The organism is Streptomyces sp. NPDC058375 (genome assembly GCF_042723425.1).
Classification (GTDB): Bacteria; Actinomycetota; Actinomycetes; order Streptomycetales; family Streptomycetaceae; genus Streptomyces; species Streptomyces durocortorensis.
The window spans coordinates 1-18,427 of sequence record NZ_JBHXJG010000144.1 but is presented as its reverse complement, the minus strand read 5'-3'; the positions used below and the strand labels follow the sequence as shown (position 1 = coordinate 18,427).

General features: G+C 71.7%; 21 protein-coding genes. 12 read left to right on the top strand and 9 right to left on the bottom strand.

Annotated elements, in window-relative coordinates; translation table 11 throughout:
- Positions 1-186 precede the first annotated feature (186 nt).
- Complete coding sequence (locus tag ACFWM7_RS22280) at positions 187-666, top strand: hypothetical protein (protein WP_383263190.1); 480 nt, start codon at positions 187-189, stop codon at positions 664-666.
- A 78-nt stretch (positions 667-744) separates the two neighbouring features.
- Positions 745-1,473: a class I SAM-dependent methyltransferase gene (locus ACFWM7_RS22275; RefSeq protein WP_383263188.1), complete on the top strand. Its 729-nt coding sequence runs from the start codon at positions 745-747 to the stop codon at positions 1,471-1,473.
- A gap of 70 nt (positions 1,474-1,543) precedes the next feature.
- Here the strand turns inward: ACFWM7_RS22275 and ACFWM7_RS22270 are convergent, their stop codons facing one another.
- A complete protein-coding gene (locus tag ACFWM7_RS22270; protein ID WP_383263187.1) occupies positions 1,544-2,986 on the bottom strand; it encodes an FAD-dependent oxidoreductase in 1,443 nt (480 codons plus the stop codon).
- Positions 2,987-3,118: 132 nt separating this feature from the next.
- Entirely contained in the window at positions 3,119-3,805 is a 687-nt protein-coding gene (locus ACFWM7_RS22265) for a DUF305 domain-containing protein (RefSeq protein ID WP_383263185.1), read from the bottom strand.
- Positions 3,806-3,963: 158 nt separating this feature from the next.
- On the opposite strand from ACFWM7_RS22265, the gene ACFWM7_RS22260 reads away from it, so the two are divergent.
- Positions 3,964-5,457 carry an LVIVD repeat-containing protein gene (locus tag ACFWM7_RS22260; RefSeq protein WP_383263183.1) on the top strand — a complete coding sequence of 498 codons (1,494 nt, stop codon included), beginning with the start codon at positions 3,964-3,966 and terminating at the stop codon, positions 5,455-5,457.
- Positions 5,458-5,786: 329 nt separating this feature from the next.
- Here the strand turns inward: ACFWM7_RS22260 and ACFWM7_RS22255 are convergent, their stop codons facing one another.
- The 5 genes from ACFWM7_RS22255 to ACFWM7_RS22235 all read right to left on the bottom strand — a co-directional run bounded on the left by ACFWM7_RS22255 (position 5,787) and on the right by ACFWM7_RS22235 (position 9,248).
- Positions 5,787-5,963, bottom strand: a complete 177-nt coding sequence (locus tag ACFWM7_RS22255) for a hypothetical protein (protein ID WP_383263181.1) — start codon at positions 5,961-5,963, stop codon at positions 5,787-5,789.
- 137 nt (positions 5,964-6,100) lie between these two features.
- Positions 6,101-6,796: an HAD family hydrolase gene (locus tag ACFWM7_RS22250; protein WP_383263179.1), complete on the bottom strand. Its 696-nt coding sequence runs from the start codon at positions 6,794-6,796 to the stop codon at positions 6,101-6,103.
- Positions 6,790-7,488: a phosphatase PAP2 family protein gene (locus ACFWM7_RS22245; protein ID WP_383263178.1), complete on the bottom strand. Its 699-nt coding sequence runs from the start codon at positions 7,486-7,488 to the stop codon at positions 6,790-6,792. The genes ACFWM7_RS22250 and ACFWM7_RS22245 overlap by 7 nt, the downstream gene beginning before the upstream one ends.
- Before the next feature lie 117 nt (positions 7,489-7,605).
- Positions 7,606-8,541, bottom strand: coding sequence for a M56 family metallopeptidase (locus tag ACFWM7_RS22240; protein ID WP_383263177.1), 936 nt, complete (start codon positions 8,539-8,541; stop codon positions 7,606-7,608).
- A gap of 98 nt (positions 8,542-8,639) precedes the next feature.
- Positions 8,640-9,248, bottom strand: coding sequence for a DUF5134 domain-containing protein (locus ACFWM7_RS22235; protein ID WP_383263176.1), 609 nt, complete (start codon positions 9,246-9,248; stop codon positions 8,640-8,642).
- Positions 9,249-9,470: 222 nt separating this feature from the next.
- On the opposite strand from ACFWM7_RS22235, the gene ACFWM7_RS22230 reads away from it, so the two are divergent.
- Positions 9,471-10,016 (top strand): GNAT family N-acetyltransferase, encoded by a 546-nt coding sequence (locus tag ACFWM7_RS22230; protein ID WP_383263174.1) that lies wholly within the window; start codon positions 9,471-9,473, stop codon positions 10,014-10,016.
- Between the two features lie 38 nt (positions 10,017-10,054).
- Here ACFWM7_RS22230 and ACFWM7_RS22225 read toward each other — a convergent pair whose 3' ends face one another.
- Positions 10,055-10,738: a glycerophosphodiester phosphodiesterase gene (locus tag ACFWM7_RS22225; RefSeq protein ID WP_383263172.1), complete on the bottom strand. Its 684-nt coding sequence runs from the start codon at positions 10,736-10,738 to the stop codon at positions 10,055-10,057.
- 294 nt (positions 10,739-11,032) lie between these two features.
- Here ACFWM7_RS22225 and ACFWM7_RS22220 point away from each other — a divergent pair, with 294 nt between their 5' ends.
- The 5 genes from ACFWM7_RS22220 to ACFWM7_RS22200 all read left to right on the top strand — a co-directional run bounded on the left by ACFWM7_RS22220 (position 11,033) and on the right by ACFWM7_RS22200 (position 15,721).
- Positions 11,033-12,430, top strand: a complete 1,398-nt coding sequence (locus tag ACFWM7_RS22220) for a DUF6421 family protein (RefSeq protein ID WP_383263170.1) — start codon at positions 11,033-11,035, stop codon at positions 12,428-12,430.
- 26 nt (positions 12,431-12,456) lie between these two features.
- Positions 12,457-13,224: an SDR family NAD(P)-dependent oxidoreductase gene (locus ACFWM7_RS22215; protein ID WP_383263169.1), complete on the top strand. Its 768-nt coding sequence runs from the start codon at positions 12,457-12,459 to the stop codon at positions 13,222-13,224.
- Positions 13,221-14,282, top strand: a complete 1,062-nt coding sequence (locus ACFWM7_RS22210) for a threonine aldolase family protein (RefSeq protein WP_383263167.1) — start codon at positions 13,221-13,223, stop codon at positions 14,280-14,282. The genes ACFWM7_RS22215 and ACFWM7_RS22210 overlap by 4 nt, the downstream gene beginning before the upstream one ends.
- An 83-nt stretch (positions 14,283-14,365) precedes the next feature.
- The gene (locus ACFWM7_RS22205; protein WP_383263165.1) at positions 14,366-14,965 is read left to right on the top strand and encodes a transglutaminase family protein; all 600 of its coding nucleotides are present in this window, start codon (positions 14,366-14,368) and stop codon (positions 14,963-14,965) included.
- A gap of 63 nt (positions 14,966-15,028) precedes the next feature.
- Positions 15,029-15,721 carry a B3/4 domain-containing protein gene (locus ACFWM7_RS22200; RefSeq protein WP_383263163.1) on the top strand — a complete coding sequence of 231 codons (693 nt, stop codon included), beginning with the start codon at positions 15,029-15,031 and terminating at the stop codon, positions 15,719-15,721.
- A 36-nt stretch (positions 15,722-15,757) separates the two neighbouring features.
- Here the strand turns inward: ACFWM7_RS22200 and ACFWM7_RS22195 are convergent, their stop codons facing one another.
- Complete coding sequence (locus tag ACFWM7_RS22195; RefSeq protein ID WP_383263162.1) at positions 15,758-16,480, bottom strand: lysophospholipid acyltransferase family protein; 723 nt, start codon at positions 16,478-16,480, stop codon at positions 15,758-15,760.
- 230 nt (positions 16,481-16,710) lie between these two features.
- On the opposite strand from ACFWM7_RS22195, the gene ACFWM7_RS22190 reads away from it, so the two are divergent.
- From ACFWM7_RS22190 to ACFWM7_RS22180, 3 genes are all read left to right on the top strand, one after another.
- Positions 16,711-17,037 (top strand): TlpA family protein disulfide reductase, encoded by a 327-nt coding sequence (locus ACFWM7_RS22190; protein ID WP_383263160.1) that lies wholly within the window; start codon positions 16,711-16,713, stop codon positions 17,035-17,037.
- Between the two features lie 196 nt (positions 17,038-17,233).
- A complete protein-coding gene (locus tag ACFWM7_RS22185) occupies positions 17,234-17,743 on the top strand; it encodes a flavin reductase family protein (RefSeq protein WP_383263159.1) in 510 nt (169 codons plus the stop codon).
- Positions 17,744-17,935: 192 nt separating this feature from the next.
- The coding region (locus tag ACFWM7_RS22180) for an electron transfer flavoprotein subunit beta/FixA family protein (protein WP_383263158.1) at positions 17,936-18,427 on the top strand (492 nt) is incomplete at its 3' end.

The window sequence follows — 18,427 nt, the reverse complement described above, 5'->3', positions numbered from 1 at the left end:
CACGGCAGTTTCGGCTTGGGCGGCCGCCTGGACGTCTCCCGCACCGGAGCCGGGCCCGCCGCGCCGCCCCGGCGGACGGCGGGCCCGCCCGTACGCCCCGCCGCCGGATGCTGACATGCTGGTGGAGGCCGGACAGGGGCCGCACAAAGACCCGCGGCCGAGGCCAGGGACACCGAGGAGACGACGATGGGCAGCGGGATCGGGATCACGGACGCCGACGGCCATCCGGTGCCGGTCATGGTCACCGCGGGCGAGCACGCGCCCGTTGCGGTCGCCGAGGGCGGACCCGCCCAAGCCGCCGGGGACGACCCCGCCCCCGGCCGTCCCGCCCCGGCTCCCCGCATCGGCATTCGGCTCTCGCCTCCGGCGGGCGATCTCGTCTGGTCCTGCACCCCCGAGGCGGCCCGCGAGCTGGCCGCGGTGCTCCTCCGGGCGGCCGAGGAGACCGAGAACGCGCCGGCGGAGCGCCCCGTCACGGTCGAGGCGGGCGAACTGCGCCGCGGCGACGTGCGCGACGGCGGCCGGGCCATGACCGTGGAGAGCGCCCGGACGGACGGCTCCACGGTCCACGTCACCTGGAAGTCCGGGGCGGGCCGCAGCTGGACCCAGGCGTACGCCGCCGATGCCGTGCTCACCCTCAAGCGCCGACTTCCCGAAGGCCGTTGACGCCGTGGCCCGCCCGTTTCGGGCGGCGCAGCAGCGCGTGACCCCAGCGGGCCGGCCGCGTCGGTAGGGTGGCCCGTGATGTCTACCGAACAGGGCCCCACCGTGCGCGAACTGGCCGTCCAGGCGCTCTCGTCGATCGAGCGCGGCTACGACCTCCTCGCCCCGAAGTTCGACCACACGCCCTACCGCACCCCGGACCGCGTCCTCGACGCCGTCACTCGCGCGGTGCGCGAACTCGGCCCCTTCGACACCGGGCTCGACGTCTGCTGCGGGACCGGCGCGGGCGTCGGCGTGCTCCGGCAGCTGTGCCGGGAGCGGGCCGTCGGGGTCGACTTCAGCGCGGGCATGCTCGACGAGGCACGGCCCGCCTTCCCGCCCGGGGGAGAGGGGCCGGCGATCCACTGGGTACGGGCCGACGCCCGCTCCCTGCCCTTCGCGCCGGTCTTCGACCTCGCCCTGAGCTTCGGCGCGTTCGGCCACTTCCTGCCCGCCGAACGCTTCGGCCTCTTCGCCGAGGTGCACGGATCGCTCCGGCCTGGCGGACAGTTCGTCTTCCCGATCGGGGCACCGCCCCCGGTGGGATCGCGCGCCTACTGGACGCTGTTCGGCTTCGACGCGGCGATGCGGGTGCGCAACGCCCTGTGGCGGCCGCAGTTCGTCATGTACTACCGCACGTTCCGCCTCGGGGATGTGCTGGAGGACCTGGTGCGGGCCGGATTCGCCGTGCGGCTGGTGCCGCTGACCGAACTGGGCTCGCGCCCCGACGGCAGCCCCCGCGCCCGGCTGGTGGTGGCGACCCGGGAGTGACGGCGCGGAAGCGGCGACGCGGGAGTGGCGACCCGGAAGTGGCAGTGCGGAAGTAGCAGCCCGGGTCGGCTCAGGCGTTCTCGTCCCGGGCCGCCGCCAGCAGCCCCGCCCAGTCGGGGATCTTCACCGGGCCGCGCCCCAGCGAACGGCCCAACTCCGCCTCCGCGCGCTCGATCGACAGCCAGCCGGCCCACTCCACCGGCCGCAGCCCCCACTCCCGCAGCACGGCCAGCGGATCGTCCGCCACCGTACGCCGTGTCAGCGCGGCCGCGTCCGCCAGGAGCGAGGCCACCGTCTCCTTGGCGCAGGAGCGGTTCGAGCCGATCACCCCGGTCGGCCCCCGCTTGATCCACCCCGCCACGTACTCACCCGGCGACGGCACCCCGCCCCGCAGCACCCGGCCCGCCGCGTGCGGCACCGTGCCGCGCACCGGGTCGAAGGGCAGCCCCGGCAGCTCGACCCCGCGATAGCCGACCGCCCGCAGCACGAGCTGCGCCTCGACGTCCTCGTAACGACCGGTGTCCCGTACCCCACCGGCCCCGTCCGGGGCCGTCCGGGCGAACCGCACCCCGGCGACCCGCCCGCCGCGCTCCAGCAGCTCCACCGGCCGTAGGAAGAACCGCAGCCGGATCCGGCGCACGGCCCCGGCGGCCCCCGCCCCGATCCCGCCCGCCCCGCCCCACGCGGCGCCCGACACGGCCCCGCCCGCCTGGGCCCCGCCCGCCGCCCAGCCGCGCAGCACCTCCAGGTTCCGCCGCACCACGGCGGGCAGCGGCAGGGCTCCGGGCAGACCGTCCGGAGCGGCGTACGCCGGGTCGAGCGCCAGCTCCGCCGGATCGACGACGACCCGCGCCCCGGGCAGCGCCCCCAGCTCCCGCAGCTCCTTGGTGGTGAACCGGGCCTGGGAGGGGCCCCGGCGGCCCACGATGTGCACGTCCCGCACCCGGCTGGCCTCCAGCGCGCTCAGCGCGGCGCGGGGCACGTCGGTGGTCCGTAGCTCGTCGGCGCCGCGCGCCAGGATCCGGGCCACGTCGACCGCCACGTTGCCCACGCCGATCACGACGGCCGAGCGGGCGTCCAGAGCGTCCCGGGCGAACGGGTCGGCGCCGATGTCCGGGTGGGCGCTGTACCAGGAGACGAAGCGGGTCGCGGAGTAGCTGCCGGGCAGAGTCTCGCCGGGCACCGCCAGCGGGCGGTCCGCCGAGGCCCCCACGCAGTAGACGACCGCGTGGTACAGCTCCGCGAGCCGGGCGGGGGAGGCCCCCTCCGGCCCACCGACGCCGACGTTGCCCACGAACGTGACCCGCTCGTCCTCCAGCACCGCCCGCAGACTGTTCTGCAGCGACTTGATCTTCTCGTGGTCGGGTGCCACCCCGTACCGCACGAGTCCGTACGGGGTGGGCAGCCGGTCCAGGACGTGCACCCGCACATCGGGCACGCGCGACTGCTGGAGCAGGGCCTGAGCGGTGTAGACCCCGCTGGGACCGGAACCGACGACGGCGACGGAGAGCACGGCGCACCTCTTCCCGGAGGATGCTTCCAGCATCGCACCGCCGGGCCGATCCGCACCGCCGGTGCACGGGGTGGCGGTGATCCGCACCGCCGGCGCACGAGGTGGTGGTACGGGCACGCCCCGGGGCGGGTCTCAGTCCATCAGTCCGCGCATGCGGTTGATCTCCACGGTCTGCTGGGCGACCACGTCGCTCGCCATCTCCTCGACGATGACGTCGTTCCCCTCGGTGAGCGCCTCCGTGGCCATGGTGATCGCCCCCTGGTGGTGGGTGATCATCAGCTCCAGGAAGAGCTTGTCGAAGGCCTTGCCCTCGGCGGCGCGCAACTTCTTCAGCTGGGCCTCGGTCGCCATGCCGGGCATCCCGGCGTGGTCGTGGTCCTGCTTGCGCTCGTCGCCGTCGTTCCTTTTCAGCCAACCTTCCATCGCGCCGATCTCCGGCTTCTGGCCCGCCGATATGCGTTCTGCCAGCCGCTTGACGGTGTCGGCCGAGGCTCGTTCGGGGGCGAGTTCGGTCATCACGAGGGCCTGTCCGTGGTGTTCGATCATCATCCGCGCGTAGCGGAAGTCCGCCGAGTTGGCGGTGTCCTGACCGGCCTCCTTGACGGCCTCCTCGGCGGAGAGCGTCCGGGCGGGCTCGCCCGGTCTGCCGGGCGCCACCACGCCCGGACCTGTGTCCTTGGCCTTGTCCGACGTCCCGTCACCGCTGCCCGCGTCACAGGCCCCCAGGACGAGCACGGCGGCAACCGCCGCCGCCGCGAGAGCGGTTGAGCGCAGAGTTGCGGACCGGCGATGGATCAACACGGTGACCTCCTGTGCCACATGGTTTGTTGCAGACCGTCCTAACACGCTTCCACCGGCGGAAGATCAAAAACTTTCATTACGTCTGTGTTGCCATCTGTTGATGTGTACATGGGAGGGACGATACTGCCGGGGGTTCAAGAACCGTTCGACCCCGAACGGATACAAGGGAGGACGCAGTGACCTCGTTGCACACCACCCGCGTGCGGCGCAGACGTCTGGGCGCGGTGGCAGCCGCAGCCGGACTCCTCGCCACGCTGCTGACGGCCACCACAGCGGCCGCCACCCCCGACCCGGGCGATGCCCCGGCCGAGCGCGGTTCCGTCTCCAAGAGCGACCAGGCCGAGGCCAGGGCCGCGATAACCGGCGGTGACATACCCGGCGTGGACGAGATCGTCCACAGCTCCAACATCAAGCACCTGACGAACGTTCCGAAGGGCGCCCTCCAGGGCACCAACACGGACCTCGCGTTCCAGGGGAAGTACGCGTACGTCGGCAACTACGACGGCTTCGTCATCTACGACATCAGCAAGCCGAAGAAGCCCAGGACGGTCTCGCAGGTTCTCTGCCCCGGCTCGCAGAACGACATCTCGGTCTCCGGGAACCTGCTGTTCCTGTCGACGGACTCCTCGCGCAGCGACGACTCCTGCTCCAGCACCTCCCAGCCCGCCACGGAGAAGTCCTCCTGGGAGGGCATGAAGATCTTCGACATCAGCAACAAGCGGCAGCCCAAGTACGTCGCCGCCGTGGAGACCGCCTGCGGTTCCCACACGCACACGCTGGTGCCGGGCGGCAAGAAGAACGTGTACGTGTACGTCTCCTCGTACTCGCCCAACGAGACGTTCCCGGACTGCAAGCCGCCGCACGACGGGATCTCCATCATCAAGGTGCCGCTCAAGGCGCCCCAGAAGGCCCGGGTCATCGACTTCCCGGTGCTCTTCCCGGACGGCGGTAACCCGGGAGCGCCCGAGAACCCCGGTGTCTCCAAGACGACCGGCTGCCACGACATCACGGTGCTGCCGTCCAAGGACCTCGCGGCCGGCGCCTGCATGGGCGACGGTCTGCTGTTCTCCATCGAGGACCCGGAGCACCCGAAGATCATCGACCGGGTCCAGGACAACGTGAACTTCGCGTTCTGGCACTCGGCGACCTTCAACCAGGGCGCGAACAAGGTCGTGTTCACCGACGAGCTCGGCGGCGGCGGCGCGGCCACCTGCAACGAGGAGATCGGCCCCAAGCGCGGCGCCGACGGCATCTACGACATCGTCGGCAAGGGCGACAAGCGCAAGCTGGTCTTCCGCAGTTACTTCAAGATCGACCGTCACCAGGCCGATGCCGAGGTCTGCGTCGCCCACAACGGCTCGATCATCCCCGTGAAGGGCCGTGACCTGATGGTCCAGGCCTGGTACCAGGGCGGCATCTCCGTCTGGGACTTCACCAACTCGGCCAAGCCCAAGGAGATCGCCTTCTTCGAGCGCGGCCCGGTCACGCTCGACCAGGTCACCACGGCCGGCCCCTGGTCGGCGTACTACTACAACGGTCACATCTACTCCAGCGACATCGCCAAGGGCTTCGACGTGCTGAAGCTGGACGACCGGCGCACCGACCCGGCGAAGCGGGTCACGATGGACGAGCTCAACGTGCAGACGCAGCCGGACTACTTCGAGCGCTGATTCCTCAGCGCGTCCGGCAGCCGGTTCGCCGGGCGGTCCGGCGGTTCGTCAGGCATTCCGGGGCCGGTGTCTCCCGGGCGGTCATCCGCCCGTGCGGCACCGGCCCCGGTGCGTGCGCCGTCGGAAATTCATTGACCGATGAGCCGGGTGGGGACATGCTGGATCCCTGCGACGGCGGACTCCGCAACTCCGGTCCCCGGCGCGGTCCGCGGCCGTGTCCCACGAGATACGCCGAGGGTGCGCCCGGATCCGGCGACGCGGGGGATCGCCGGATCGGGCGCGATCTCTCCCCGTGGACTCCCGGCCACGGCGAACGGCGGGTACGGCGATCAGGCTGCGGTGCGGACGCTTCCGCCGGCAGCGGCGGCCCACTCCACCAGCAGCCGCTGGTATTCCGCCTCGTCCTGCGGCGTCAGAAACCCGCCCGACCGCTGCCACAGGTCGCGGATCTCCGCGTTGACCTCGGCTGCGGAACGGGCGGACACGGACGACGGCATGGGGGACATGTCCACCAGGCTACGGCCACGAGCGGAATCCCTTACCCCTTCCGTGGCGGGATATGCCTCACACCCCGGTCCGATCTTGCGTGTACGCCGAGGACCTCGGCCGTTCCCCCGGGGGCCTCGGCCCTTCCCCGTGGGCCTCAGCCCGGGACCAGCCCCAGGGAACGCAGACCGTCGGGCCGCTGAGCCACGGGCAGATGGTCCACGAACCGCACCTCGCAGCCCAGGGCGGCCGCGCCGCCGTCCGCGCCCCGGTCGTCACCGACCATGACCACCTCCGCGGGATCCCGGCCGATCAGCGTGCAGGCAGTGCGGAACAGTCCCGCGGCGGGCTTCTGGAGCGCGTGTTCGAAGGACAGGACATAGGCGTCGACCAGGGCGTCGAGCCCGTGCGCACGGAAGACCGGACGCAGGTCCCAGCCGATGTTGCTGACCACGCCGACCGCGATCCCCGCCCGCCGCAGCCCCGCCAGCACCTCTGCGGCGTCCGGGTAGGGCAGCCAGGCCTCCGGCCGCATATGGCGGTCGTACAGCGCGTCGTACAGCCCCGGATCGGGCAGGGCGACGCCCCGGGCCAGACCGGTGTACGCCTCACGGTGCAGCGCGGCGCTCAGGTCCCGGCGCGACATCGCGCCGGCCAGCCGTTCCGGAACCCGGAGCGGCGGCGGGCCGCCCGGCAGAGCGCCGGCCTCCGTGAGCCCGGTCACGTACCGCTCGAAATCCTCCGGGGGGACGTCGACGCCCTCCTCGCGCAGCACGGCGGCGAGCCAGTCCCGGACCGGCTCGATCCGGAACAGGGTTCCGGAGAAGTCGAACAACACGCCCTTGATCACCACGGGTGCGGTCCCTCCCGGGGCGCCGCGTACCGGGCGTACCCGGCGGCGCTCAACGCCACCACGGCCACCCCTAGCAGCGCACCGCCCACGACATCGGTCAGCCAGTGCACCCCCAGGTATACCCGGGTCGCCGCCACGCCGATCGCCGAGACCACCGCCACGGCCAGCGCCGCGTACCACAGCGCGGGGCCCGCGCCGTACAGCCGCAGCAGCCACAGGAGCAGCCCGCAGCTCACGACGGCCGTCATGGCGTGCCCGGAGGGGAAGGCGGCGAAATGGGCGGAGTCCACCGGGTCGGGCCACTGCGGGCGTTCCCGGTCCACCGCGGCCTTCAGCCCCTGCTGGAGGAGGGTGGCGAGCAGACTCGTCGCCGCCACCCACAGGGCGAGCCGGCGCGCGCCCCGCCACCACAGGGCGACCACGGCCACCGCGATCAGGGCGCGCATGGTCCAGGGATCCCACACCCAGTCCGTCAGCACCCGGTTCACCCGGACCAGACCGGGGTCGGCCACCGCGTGCCGGTGCAGGGCTTCGGCGACCTCCCGGTCGAGCGACATCAGCGGCGACCAGCGCACCGCCACCAGCACGAGCAGCACCAGCGCCGCCGCGCCGGCGACGGCTCCGGTCCACAGGGCGGGCGCGGCGCGGGGGAAGCGGTCCGGGGTACGGAAGTGGAAGAGGGGGGAGGGCATGGGGTGATCCTCGCGGAGGACCCCGTCCGAAGGCCAACCCGGGTACGGGACCGTGACCGACACGGAGTGCGGAACCATGACCGGCCCGGGGCGCGCGGAACCCTGGTCGCCCCGGGACTATCCGAGGGCGCGGAGGCCCGGAACGAAGGCCACGAACACCGGGATCACCGGCACCAGCGCGGCGGCGGCCGTCAGCCGGAGCCGGCGGCCCGCCGTCAGCCGCTCGACCGGGGCCAGCAACCGGTTGACCCGGAGGGGCACTTGAGCCTGCGGGGTGGGGCAGGGGCCGAACACCCCACGGTCCTCGTTGAGTCCGACCAGGGCGAGCGCGGTCGTCAGCCTGCCGAAGCGGCGCGAGGCCACGTCGTCGGCGGCCAGCTCGACCAGCCGGTGCATCTCGTCGCGGAACGCGGCGAACACCGGGATCTGCGGGAAGCCGATCGCCAGCGCCGACGAACAGTGCAGCAGCCAGTCGTGCCGGGCCTGGGCGTGTCCCTGCTCATGGGCGAGGACGGCATCGAGCTGACGGCCCTTCAGGCGGCCCAACGCGGCGGTGGTGATGACGAGTTGCGGGGCGGTGCCGGGCAGCCACCAGGCGTCGGGGCGTTCGCCCTCCAGCACCACGAGGCGGTCGGCGCCCGGCTCCTCGCCCGGCATCAGCGGGGCACGCTCCAGCAGTTCCGCCCGGCGCTGCTTGCGGCGACGCCGCGCCCGCCGGATCTCCCGCAGGAGCATCGCCCCGGTCCACAGCCCGCCCAGCGCCAGCAGCACCGCGATGACCGCCGACCACGGCCCGTACGCCGCCAGGGCGTACGCCTCGACGACGGCGTGCGGGGCGGGGGCGAAGACATGGCCGCGCACCGCCTGCCAGGCGGCGGCCGCGCTCAACGTCATGGACAGGGCGAACGACAGGAGCACGCCGGCCACCACGCACTGCCAGACCCACAGGGCCACGACCGGCTCGCGCTCCGGCCACCGGGCCCGCGCCATCACGCGCGGGGTCACCAGGGCGGTCAGTGCACCGAGCAGCAGCAGCGCGAGGGAGACCAGCATGGCTTCAGCTTATGAGCGGCGGGCCGACCGGGGGTACGGCCGCGACCGGCAAGTGACGCAGACCACTGTTTGGCGGGGGTTCTGTCCCACTTCCCGTCTCACAGGGTGAGCAGCATGGCGAACATGCCGATGCCCATCGTCACCCGGCAGGCCGTCGTGAGCTCGGGCCGGCCGTCCGTCCCGCCCCCGAAACCGCCCGGGCCGGGGCCGCCGACGCTGCCGCCGCCCGCCGGGGCCACGGCGGCCCCGGGAAGCAGCCGGCCGGCCGAGCCCAGCACATAGAACGCGTAGTAGACGAGCAGGAGGCCGGTCAGCAGGGGTATCCCGCCGGCCCCCGCCGCGGCCCCGTGCCCGGCATGACCGCCCCCGCCGCTCCCCGTCACCGCCGGGGCCATCGCCACGGCCATGTAGACCATGGCCAGCGAGCCGACGAGATGGTGCAGATGGTGGCCGCCGCTCAGGGCGGGCCGCAGCGCCCGCACCGCGGCCGTACCGAACAGCACCGCGTACACCGCCCAGGCCCAGCCCGGGGGCGACAGCACCGCCGCCGGAACGGCCATCGCCGCCATCCCGAAGCCCATGAGCGCCTCCGAGCGTGCGGTGCGGCGCTCCCGCGGTGTCCCCGTACGGGTGCGCAGAAGGCAGTAGGCGCCGCTCACCGCGCACAACACCATCAGCAGCCAGCCGGTCGAAGCCCCTCCGTGCACGGCGCGCCTCCCCCTGATCGGACGTACGGCACTGTTGCGGGTCGCCCCATCGCTGCCCAGGCCGACGCCCCCGAACCCGGCGCACAGGGGAGTGAAGGGAGCGCGCCGAGGCCCACCGGGGGCGCTCCGGGTCGCGTTACGCTCGACCGCACGCGCGAGAGCGACCGTACGGACGGCAGCACGCAGGTTCGTACGGCAGCAGAGAAACGGAGAGCCCCACCCATGAACACCGCCACGCCCGACGCGGCCCGGCTGACCTTCCGCGACGCGACCGAGGCCGACGTCCCGGCGCTGGTGGCCCTGATCGAGTCCGCCTACCGCGGTGACTCCAGCCGCACCGGCTGGACCACCGAGGCGGACATCCTCCAGGGGCAGCGGACCGACGAGCAGGGCGTGCGCGACGTCATCGGCGCTCCGGCGAGCAGGCTCCTCGCGGTCGAGCGCGGCGGTGAACTCATCGCCTGCTGCCAGCTCGAACACCGGGGCGACGCGGCCTACTTCGGCATGTTCGCGGTCCGGCCCGGACTCCAGGGCGGCGGACTCGGCAAGCTGATCATCGCCGAGGCGGAGCGCACCGCGAAGGAGGGCTGGGGCGTCGGCGAGATGCACATGACGGTGATCTCGGTGCGCGAGGACCTGATCGCCTGGTACGAGCGCCGGGGCTACCGCCGTACGGGAGAGCTCACCCCGTTCCCGTACGGCGACGAGCGCTTCGGCATCCCGCAGCGCGACGACCTGGCCTTCGAACTGCTGGTCAAGAACATCTGACGGGCCGCCGGGGCGACCGGGCCGGCTCCGGCGCGCCCTTACGCGGTGAAGCGGCCGGTGCGGCGGATCTCGGGGAAGTCGGTCGTCGCGCCGTCCAGGTTCAGGGCCCGGGCCAGGCGCAGCTGGTCCTGGGTGTTCACCACCCAGCCGATCACCTTCAGGCTCTCGGCGTGCGCCTGCTCCACCACCTCCAGGGTGAGGCGGCGGATGTTCAGTGCGAGCGTCGCCGCGCCCGCCGCCTTCGCCCGGTCCACCACGTCCGCGCCCCAGCGGCTGGCGATCAGGACGGTCCGTACGCCGGGCACCAGCCGGGCGATCTCGGTGACGGCCTCGTCGTGGAACGAGGACACCTCCACCCGGCCGACGAGTTCGCGCTCCCGGATCACGTCCGCCAGCGCGCGGGCCGCCGCCACGTCCTTGATCTCCGCCTGGAGCGGGGAGGAGACGGCCTCCAGCACCTCTTCGAAGACGGGGATCCGCTCGCCCTGACCGGCGTCGAGCTCGCGCAGCTCCGCCAGGGTCTTGGCCGCGATCGGCCCGGTCCCGTCCGTGGTGCGGTCCACGTCCGTGTCGTGCATCACGGCGAGCGCGCCGTCCTTGCTGAGATGGAGATCCAGCTCGATGGCGTCCATCCCGGACGCCTCGGCGCGGACGAAGGAACGCAGCGTGTTCTCGGGCTCGACGCCCATCACTCCGCGATGACCCAGGGTGAGAAATGACAAGGCGACCTCGTTTCCGTCGGCGGCTTCCCGCCGACTGCTCCTGCCCGCGCTGAGGTACGGCAATTCGGCACTGGGGAGGTTAACGGCCCGGGCGCGCGATGTCCCCCGCCGTGCGGGCCCGGTCACCCTTCTCCGGGCCGCGCTGCGGGAACTGCGCCCCTACCCGGTGTCCGACAGGAAAAACAGCGGTGACCATGGGGGGTACGCAGGATAATTTTCAGGCCCCCACTTGTGGGAAGGAACCCCGCACGACTACGGTGAATCCACGCGAGGTTCTCCCGTGGAGGAAGTGTTATGACGGAAATTCTTGTGCACGACGCCACCGACGGCGCGATAGCTGCGGCCCAGCGGGTCGTCGAGCACCCGGCCTGGCCCGTGCTCAAAGATGCCGTCGAGGAGATCCGCCCCTGGCAGTCCAAGGACGGGTCCATCGACTTCGAGGCGGAGGGCGCCCCGTCCCCGGCCACCGTCGAGCGCGTCCTCGACCGGGTGGTCGGCGCGGTCGAGGAGCTGTCCCCGCTCCTTCCGCACGACGCCGCCTACCACCGCGCGCTCGTCACCGACCTGCGCCGCTGGGCAGCCGACGGCTTCCGCGTCCCCGACTTCCTGGACTCCCTGCTGGCCTTCCAGCCCGCCAAGATGCGGGTCGACGGTCTCCAGCACCTCGTCGTCTTCGCGATGTACACGCAGAACGGCAACCCCGACCGCAACCTCGAAGCGGTCGTGCTGAAGATGGTCTGGCCCGAGTGGCTCGCCGACCTGGAGGCGAACCGCTACGACAACCCGCTCTTCTGCGGCATCACCTTCGAGGACTTCACCGCCGGCTACGACACCAACTCCGCGGTGCTCTTCCCGGAGACCATCGCCGTGCGCGAGGCCCCCGAGCGCTTCAGCTGGGGCGGCATCTTCTGCGACCGCGAGGCCGCCCGCTTCCGCCGCGTCACCGAGGCCTCCGTCGACCTGCTCGGCCTGGAGCTGCCCGAGGACATCCGCGAGATGATCGGCGACCAGCAGCGCTGCGAGCAGGCGTTCGTCCTGTGGGACATGGTCCACGACCGGACCCACAGCCACGGCGACCTGCCGTTCGACCCGTTCATGATCAAGCAGCGCCAGCCGTTCTGGATGTACGGCCTGGAGGAGCTGCGCTGCGACCTCACCGCCTTCAAGGAGGCCGTGAAACTGGAGTCCGAGGGCAACCCCCACGGCCGTGACGTGCAGTACGCGGTGCTCTTCGACCGGATGTTCCGCTTCCCCGTCTCCGGCGAGCGCGTCCGCAACTACGATGGCCTCGGCGGTCAGCTGCTCTTCGCCTACCTCCACAAGCACGACGTCGTCCGCTGGACCGACAACACCCTGAAGATCGACTGGGACCGTGCGCCGCAGGTCACCAACCAGCTCTGCGCCGAGATCGAGAAGCTCTACCGCGACGGCATCGACCGCCCCAAGCTGGTCCACTGGTTCGCCGCGTACGACCTCGTCTCCACCTACCTCGCCCCGCACCCGGGATCCCGCTGGGCCAAGGGCCCCGACGCCCTGGACCTCACACTTCCTCCTCGCAAGCTCGTCGACGACGTGCTTCCGGACGAGTTTCCCCTGAGCATGTTCTATGAGGCGCTCGCCAAGAAGCTGAAGCACGTGATTGCCTCCACCAAGGGAATCACCGCGGCGAACGACGAGCGGGCAGCCGCGTGAACCATTCTCCCGAGGAGGCGGTGGCCATGAACGGAAACGGCACGGGCGAGGGGACCGGTGTGCTCGAAGGAGCCGTGGTCGCGGTCGCCGGAGCGGCCGGCCCCGCCGGACGCGCGACGCTGCTGCGGCTCGCCGAGGCGGGCGCGACGGTCGTCGGCTGCGACGCGAATCCCGAACGCCTCGCCGAGGCGGTGGACGCCGCCCGGTACGCCCACGGGGGCGCGACCGTCACCGGCGAGACCGTCGACCTGCTCGACCTCGACGCCACCCGGGCCTGGGCCAAGCGCACCGAGGCGGAGTTCGGTCGCATCGACGGCCTGGTCCACCTCGTCGGCGGCTGGCGCGGCAGCCCGTCGTTCGAGGAGACCGCCCTGTCCGACTGGGACGCCCTGGAGAAACTGCTCATCCGCACCGTCCAGTCGACCACGCTGGCCTTCCAGGAACCCCTCCAGCGCAGCGACCGCGGCCGCTACCTCCTGATCAGCGCCGCCGGGGCCAGCAAGCCCACCGCGGGCAACGCCGCCTACTCCGCCGCCAAGGCCGCTGCCGAGGCGTGGACCCTCGCGCTCGGCGACGCCTTCCGCAAGGCGGGGGGCGAGGACGGGCCGCGTACCGCTGCTGCGATCCTGGTCGTCAAGGCACTGGTGAACGACGCCATGCGCGCCGAGCGGCCCAATGCGAAATTCGCGGGCTTCACCGACGTCACGGAGCTGGCACGGGCCATCGCCGGCGTCTGGGACGAGCCCGCCCCCGAAGTGAACGGAAAGCGCCTGTGGCTGACCCCGCAACCGTGAGGACCGATGCTCGACGTCACCACGATCCGCAGGTACGCGGCTTCGCCAGTGACAACTACGCCGGAGCGCACCCGGAGGTCCTCGCGGCCATCGCGCTGGCCAACGGCGGCCACCAGGTCGCTTACGGCGAGGACGACTACACCGGTCACCTCCAGCGGGTCATGCACAGCCACTTCGGCCCCACCGCCGAGGCCTTCCCGGTCTTCAACGGCACCGGGGCCAACGTGGTCGCCCTCCAGGCGCTCACCGACCGCTGGGGAGCGGTCATCTGCGCCGAGTCCGCGCACATCAACGTGGACGAGGGCGGCGCGCCCGAGCGGATGGGCGGGCTGAAGCTCCTCACCGTGCCCACCCCCGACGGCAAGCTCACCCCGGAGCTCATCGACCGGCAGGCGTACGGCTGGGACGACGAGCACCGGGCCATGCCGCAGGTCGTCTCGATCACCCAGAACACCGAGCTGGGCACCGTCTACACCCCCGACGAGATCCGCGCCATCTGCGACCACGCCCACGAGCGCGGCATGAAGGTGCACCTCGACGGGGCCCGGATAGCCAACGCGGCCGCCTCCCTGGACGTGCCGATGCGGACGTTCACCAACACGGTCGGCGTGGACGTGCTGTCCTTCGGCGGCACGAAGAACGGCGCGCTGTTCGGCGAGGCCGTCGTGGTGCTCAACCCGGACGCGGTCCGGGCGATGAAGCACCTGCGCAAGCTCTCCATGCAGCTCGCCTCCAAGATGCGCTTCGTCTCCGTCCAGCTGGAGGCACTGCTCGCCAAGGACCTGTGGCTGCGCAACGCCCGGCACGCCAACGCCATGGCCCAGCGCCTCGCCGAGGGCGTCCGGGCGATCGGCGGGGTCGAGATCCTGTACCCGGTCCAGGCCAACGCCGTGTTCGCCCGGCTGCCGCACGCGGTCAGCGAGCGGCTCCAGCAGCGCTTCCGCTTCTACTTCTGGGACGAGGCGGCCGGGGACGTCCGCTGGATGTGCGCCTTCGACACCCGTGAGGACGACGTCGACGCCTTCCTCCAGGCGCTCAAGGAAGAGATGGCGCGCTAGCACACCCCTCGCCCATTGCATGACTATGCGGCCGACCGGAAAGCGATGGACTTCCGGGCGGCCGCTTCGTACGCTCTCCCACCATGGAGCTGACGCAGCAGTCCCCGGACATCGAGGCGTACCTGGCCGCCGACGAGGTCATCGACCACGATCACCCCCAGGTGAGGGAAACGGCGACCCGCCTCGCGCTCGACGCCGACGCCGCATACCCATACGCGCGGGCCGCCTTCGAGTTCGTCCGCGACACCGTCGCGCACTCCGCCGACTCGGGGGACCAGCGCGTCACCTGGCGCGCTTCCGAGGTGCTCGCCACCCGTAACGGCATCTGCCACGCGAAATCCATCGCCCTCGTGGCCCTGCTGCGGGCCCGCTCCATCCCCGCCGGCCTCTGCTACCAACGTCTCGCCGACGACGACGGAACGAACCCGATGCTCCACGGCCTGGTCGCGCTGCGGCTGCCCGGGGCCGAGCGCTGGGCGCGGGTCGACCCCCGGGGCAACAAACCGGGCGTCGACGCCCGGTTCTCGCCGGAGAACGAGCGGCTGGCCTGGGTGGTACGCGAGGAGTTCAATGAAATCGACTATCCGGTAATCTACGCTGCACCACCCGAGGCGCTCCTCCAGGCGTTCAAGAGCGCCCGGGACCGTTCGGAGCTCTGGCGGAATCTTCCCGCGGGCCTCTGAACCCACCCGACCCCCGCACCACGTCACCGCACCCGGCAACGCAGTAACGCAGTAAGGCAGACGATGACCCTCACGCTCACCGTGTCCGACGAGGTGCGCACGCTCGCACCGAGCTTCACCCATGTCGTCGTCGAGGCGCACGGCCTCGTCAACGGCCCCAGCGACGCACGCAGCTCCGCCCTGCTGGACGCCGCCGCCCGCAGGCTCACCGAACGCCTGGACGGCCGCGCCCCGCACGAGGACCCGCACATGGTGGCCTGGCGCGCGGCCTACGGGGACTTCGGGGCCAAGCCCTCCCGCACCCGCAATTCGGCGGAGGCGCTCGCCCGCCGCGCCCTCGCAGACGGCGGGCTGCCCCGGATCAACCTGCTGGTCGACGCCTACAACGCGATCAGCGTCGCCCACCTCGTCCCGGTCGGCGGCGAGGACACCGACCACATCAAGGGCGGAATGCGGCTGATCCGCGCGACGGGTGACGAATCGTTCCCCACCGTCGCCGGCGGCGAGGAGAGCGTGGAGCACCCCGAGCCCGGCGAAGTCGTCTGGTGCGACGACGCGGGCGTCACCTGCCGCCGCTGGAACTGGCGCCAGGGCGTACGCACCCGGCTCACCGAGGAGTCGGTCAACGCCCTCTTCCTGCTGGAGGGCCTCGCACCCATGACGAACGGCGAGCTCGACGCCGCGGGCGCCGAACTCGCCGCGACCCTGGAGCAGCTGAGCCCCGGCGCGCGGATCACCGTCCACCCACCGCGATGAAGTGAGAGCGACGCCGCCCCGTCCCCGGGGCGGCCGTCAGCCGAGCTCGCGCACCTCGGCGGGGGTCGGGGCCGTACCACCGAGATGGGCCGGCACCCACCAGGTGTCGCTCGCGTCCTTCGGGCGCACCGGGTACGCCCGCTGCGCCGCCTCCAGCAGCTCCTGGACCCGCTCCCGCAGCCGCCGGGTGATGGCGCCCGCGTACTGGTCGGCGGGCGCCTCCACGGGCTCGCCGACCCGGATGGTGATCGGGATGTGGCTGCGCTGGAAGTTGCGCGGCCGCCCCTTCGTCCAGATCCGCTGCGTGCCCCAGAGCGCCATCGGGATCAGCGGAACCCCGGCCTCCTGGGCCAGGCGCGCGGCACCCGACTTGAAGCTCTTCAGCGTGAAGGACTGAGAGATGGTGGCCTCGGGGAACACGCCGACGATCTCGCCCGAACGCAACGACTTCAGCGCGTGCGCGTAGGCGTCCTCGCCCTGGTTGCGGTCGACCGGGATGTGCTTCATTCCCCGCATCAGCGGACCGGAGATCTTGTGCCGGAAGACCGACTCCTTCGCCATGAACCGGACGAGCCGCTTCTGCGGAAGCGCGCCGAGGCCGGTGAAGATGAAGTCGAGATAGCTGATGTGATTGCTGACCAGCACCGCACCACCGGTCTTCGGGATGTGCTCCGAACCCTGAGTGTCGATCTTCAGGTCGAGCGCCTTGAACATGGTGCGAGCGGCGCCGATGACCGGTCGATAGACGAGTTCTGCCATCTGGGGAAGACCCTTCTTCAGTGCCTGGGGAGGGTTCTCCCGGCGGAAGTTACGCAGCCGTAGGTTTTCGGCATTGTGGCGATGGTGCCCCATGCGCGGGCCGCTGGCCAGTCCCGGCGGAGCCGGGGCGCGAGATTCTCGTCACGTGCGCGTCCCCCGGGAGCTGCGGGAATGCCCCGGCGGCGACCGGTGCTGACCCCTTACGAAGAGCTCTGATCAGGAGGCACCAGGTGGACCGCCGGACACACGGACAGCGACTCGACGCAGACCGACTCGGCGCGGAACTGGGGAAACGCGCGACGCTCGTCCAGTTCTCCAGCGCCTTCTGCCAGCCGTGCCGGGCCACCCGCCGCACGCTCATCGAGGTGGCCGGGATGGTCGACGGCGTCGCCCACATCGAGGTCGACGCCGAGGCCCACCTCGCCCTGGTGCGGGAGCTGGACATCACGAAGACGCCGACCGTCCTGGTGCTCGACGCCGAGGGCGAGGTGGTCCGCCGGGCAACCGGCCAGCCCCGCACGGTCGACGTCGTCGCGGCGCTGGGGCACGCCATATGACGGACCGTGACGCATCTCCCACATTCCGGAACGCCCTTGACTGCGCCCACCACGCATCGTCAGTCTGACGTTATGCCGCCAGAACTCCTTCTTCACTGCCGGGTCCATGTGGACCTCGCACGCTACGCGAGTGCGCGCTGTCCGGGTGTATGAGCACCCACGGACCCGTACGCCACTCCCGCAGAAGGACACCTCCATGACGGCAACGCCCGATCTCGCCCCCGCTCCCACGGCCGCCACGCCCGAACTCTTCCGCTCCGTCTTCCGCCGCCACGCCGCCGGCGTCGCCGTGATCACCGCCGCGGGGGAGCGCCCGGTCGGCTTCACCGCCACCTCGCTGACCTCCGTCGCCGCCGAGCCCCCGCTGATCTCCTTCGGCATCGGTACGTCGTCCTCCAGTTGGCCCGTGCTCTCCGAGGCCGCGTACGTCGGCGTCCACATACTCGGCGAGCACCAGCGGGAACTGGCCGCGACCTTCGCCCGCAGCGGAGCCGACCGCTTCGGCCCGTCGACCGACTGGAGCAGCGGGCCCGAAGGCGTTCCACTGCTGGCGGACGTGTCCGCCTGGCTCGTCTGCCGCGTCGTGACCCGTGTCCCGGCCGGGGACCACCGCATCGTCATCGCCGAGGCCGTGACGGGCGCGCCCTCCGAGGCCGGTCGCCCGCTGGTCTACCACCAGGGACGGTTCACGGCTCTGCGAGACTGAGGACCCGCACAGGCCTGCCGCGTCGGCAAGGTCACAGTGCGGTGCGGTTGCCCAGGGGTAACGGACTGGGTGTACTGGCGAGTAATATCGGGCGCGGAGCCTCGGTCGTCCTGACCGGATCCGGCCCGACAAGGCGCCTATGCTGCGTGCAACAAGGCAGCCCGGAAATGACGATGCAGTAGGAGAGCCGGCGTGAGCTTGAGGATCGTTGTCTGTGTGAAGTACGTGCCCGACGCGACCGGTGACCGGCGTTTCGCCGATGACCTGACGCTGGACCGTGAGGATGTCGACGGTCTGTTGTCGGAGCTGGACGAGTACGCGGTCGAGCAGGCGTTGCAGATCGCTGACGAGGCGGACGATGCGGAGATCACCGTGGTGACGGTGGGTCCGGAGGATGCCAAGGACGCGTTGCGCAAGGCGTTGTCGATGGGTGCGGACAAGGCGGTTCACGTCGAGGACGACGATCTGCACGGCAGTGATGTGATGGGGACGTCGCTGGTTCTGGCGAAGGCGGTCGAGAAGACCGGCTACGACCTGGTGATCTGCGGTATGGCCTCCACGGACGGTGTGATGGGTGTGCTGCCGGCGTTGTTGGCGGAGCGGCTGGGTGTGCCGCAGGTGACGCTGCTGTCCGAGGTGTCGGTCAACGACGGTGTGGTGACCGGGCGGCGTGACGGCGACACG

Excerpts from the sequence above, each read along its gene's own strand:
- ACFWM7_RS22230 (WP_383263174.1), top strand. The coding sequence starts at position 9,471 with ATGAACACCGCCACGCCCGACGCGGCCCGGCTGACCTTCCGCGACGCG.
- ACFWM7_RS22280 (WP_383263190.1), top strand. The coding sequence starts at position 187 with ATGGGCAGCGGGATCGGGATCACGGACGCCGACGGCCATCCGGTGCCG.
- ACFWM7_RS22215 (WP_383263169.1), top strand. The coding sequence starts at position 12,457 with ATGAACGGAAACGGCACGGGCGAGGGGACCGGTGTGCTCGAAGGAGCC.
- ACFWM7_RS22255 (WP_383263181.1), bottom strand. The coding sequence starts at position 5,963 with ATGTCCCCCATGCCGTCGTCCGTGTCCGCCCGTTCCGCAGCCGAGGTC.
- ACFWM7_RS22205 (WP_383263165.1), top strand. The coding sequence starts at position 14,366 with ATGGAGCTGACGCAGCAGTCCCCGGACATCGAGGCGTACCTGGCCGCC.
- ACFWM7_RS22185 (WP_383263159.1), top strand. The coding sequence starts at position 17,234 with ATGACGGCAACGCCCGATCTCGCCCCCGCTCCCACGGCCGCCACGCCC.
- ACFWM7_RS22275 (WP_383263188.1), top strand. The coding sequence starts at position 745 with ATGTCTACCGAACAGGGCCCCACCGTGCGCGAACTGGCCGTCCAGGCG.
- ACFWM7_RS22220 (WP_383263170.1), top strand. The coding sequence starts at position 11,033 with ATGACGGAAATTCTTGTGCACGACGCCACCGACGGCGCGATAGCTGCG.
- ACFWM7_RS22195 (WP_383263162.1), bottom strand. The coding sequence starts at position 16,480 with ATGGCAGAACTCGTCTATCGACCGGTCATCGGCGCCGCTCGCACCATG.
- ACFWM7_RS22245 (WP_383263178.1), bottom strand. The coding sequence starts at position 7,488 with ATGCCCTCCCCCCTCTTCCACTTCCGTACCCCGGACCGCTTCCCCCGC.
- ACFWM7_RS22200 (WP_383263163.1), top strand. The coding sequence starts at position 15,029 with ATGACCCTCACGCTCACCGTGTCCGACGAGGTGCGCACGCTCGCACCG.
- ACFWM7_RS22240 (WP_383263177.1), bottom strand. The coding sequence starts at position 8,541 with ATGCTGGTCTCCCTCGCGCTGCTGCTGCTCGGTGCACTGACCGCCCTG.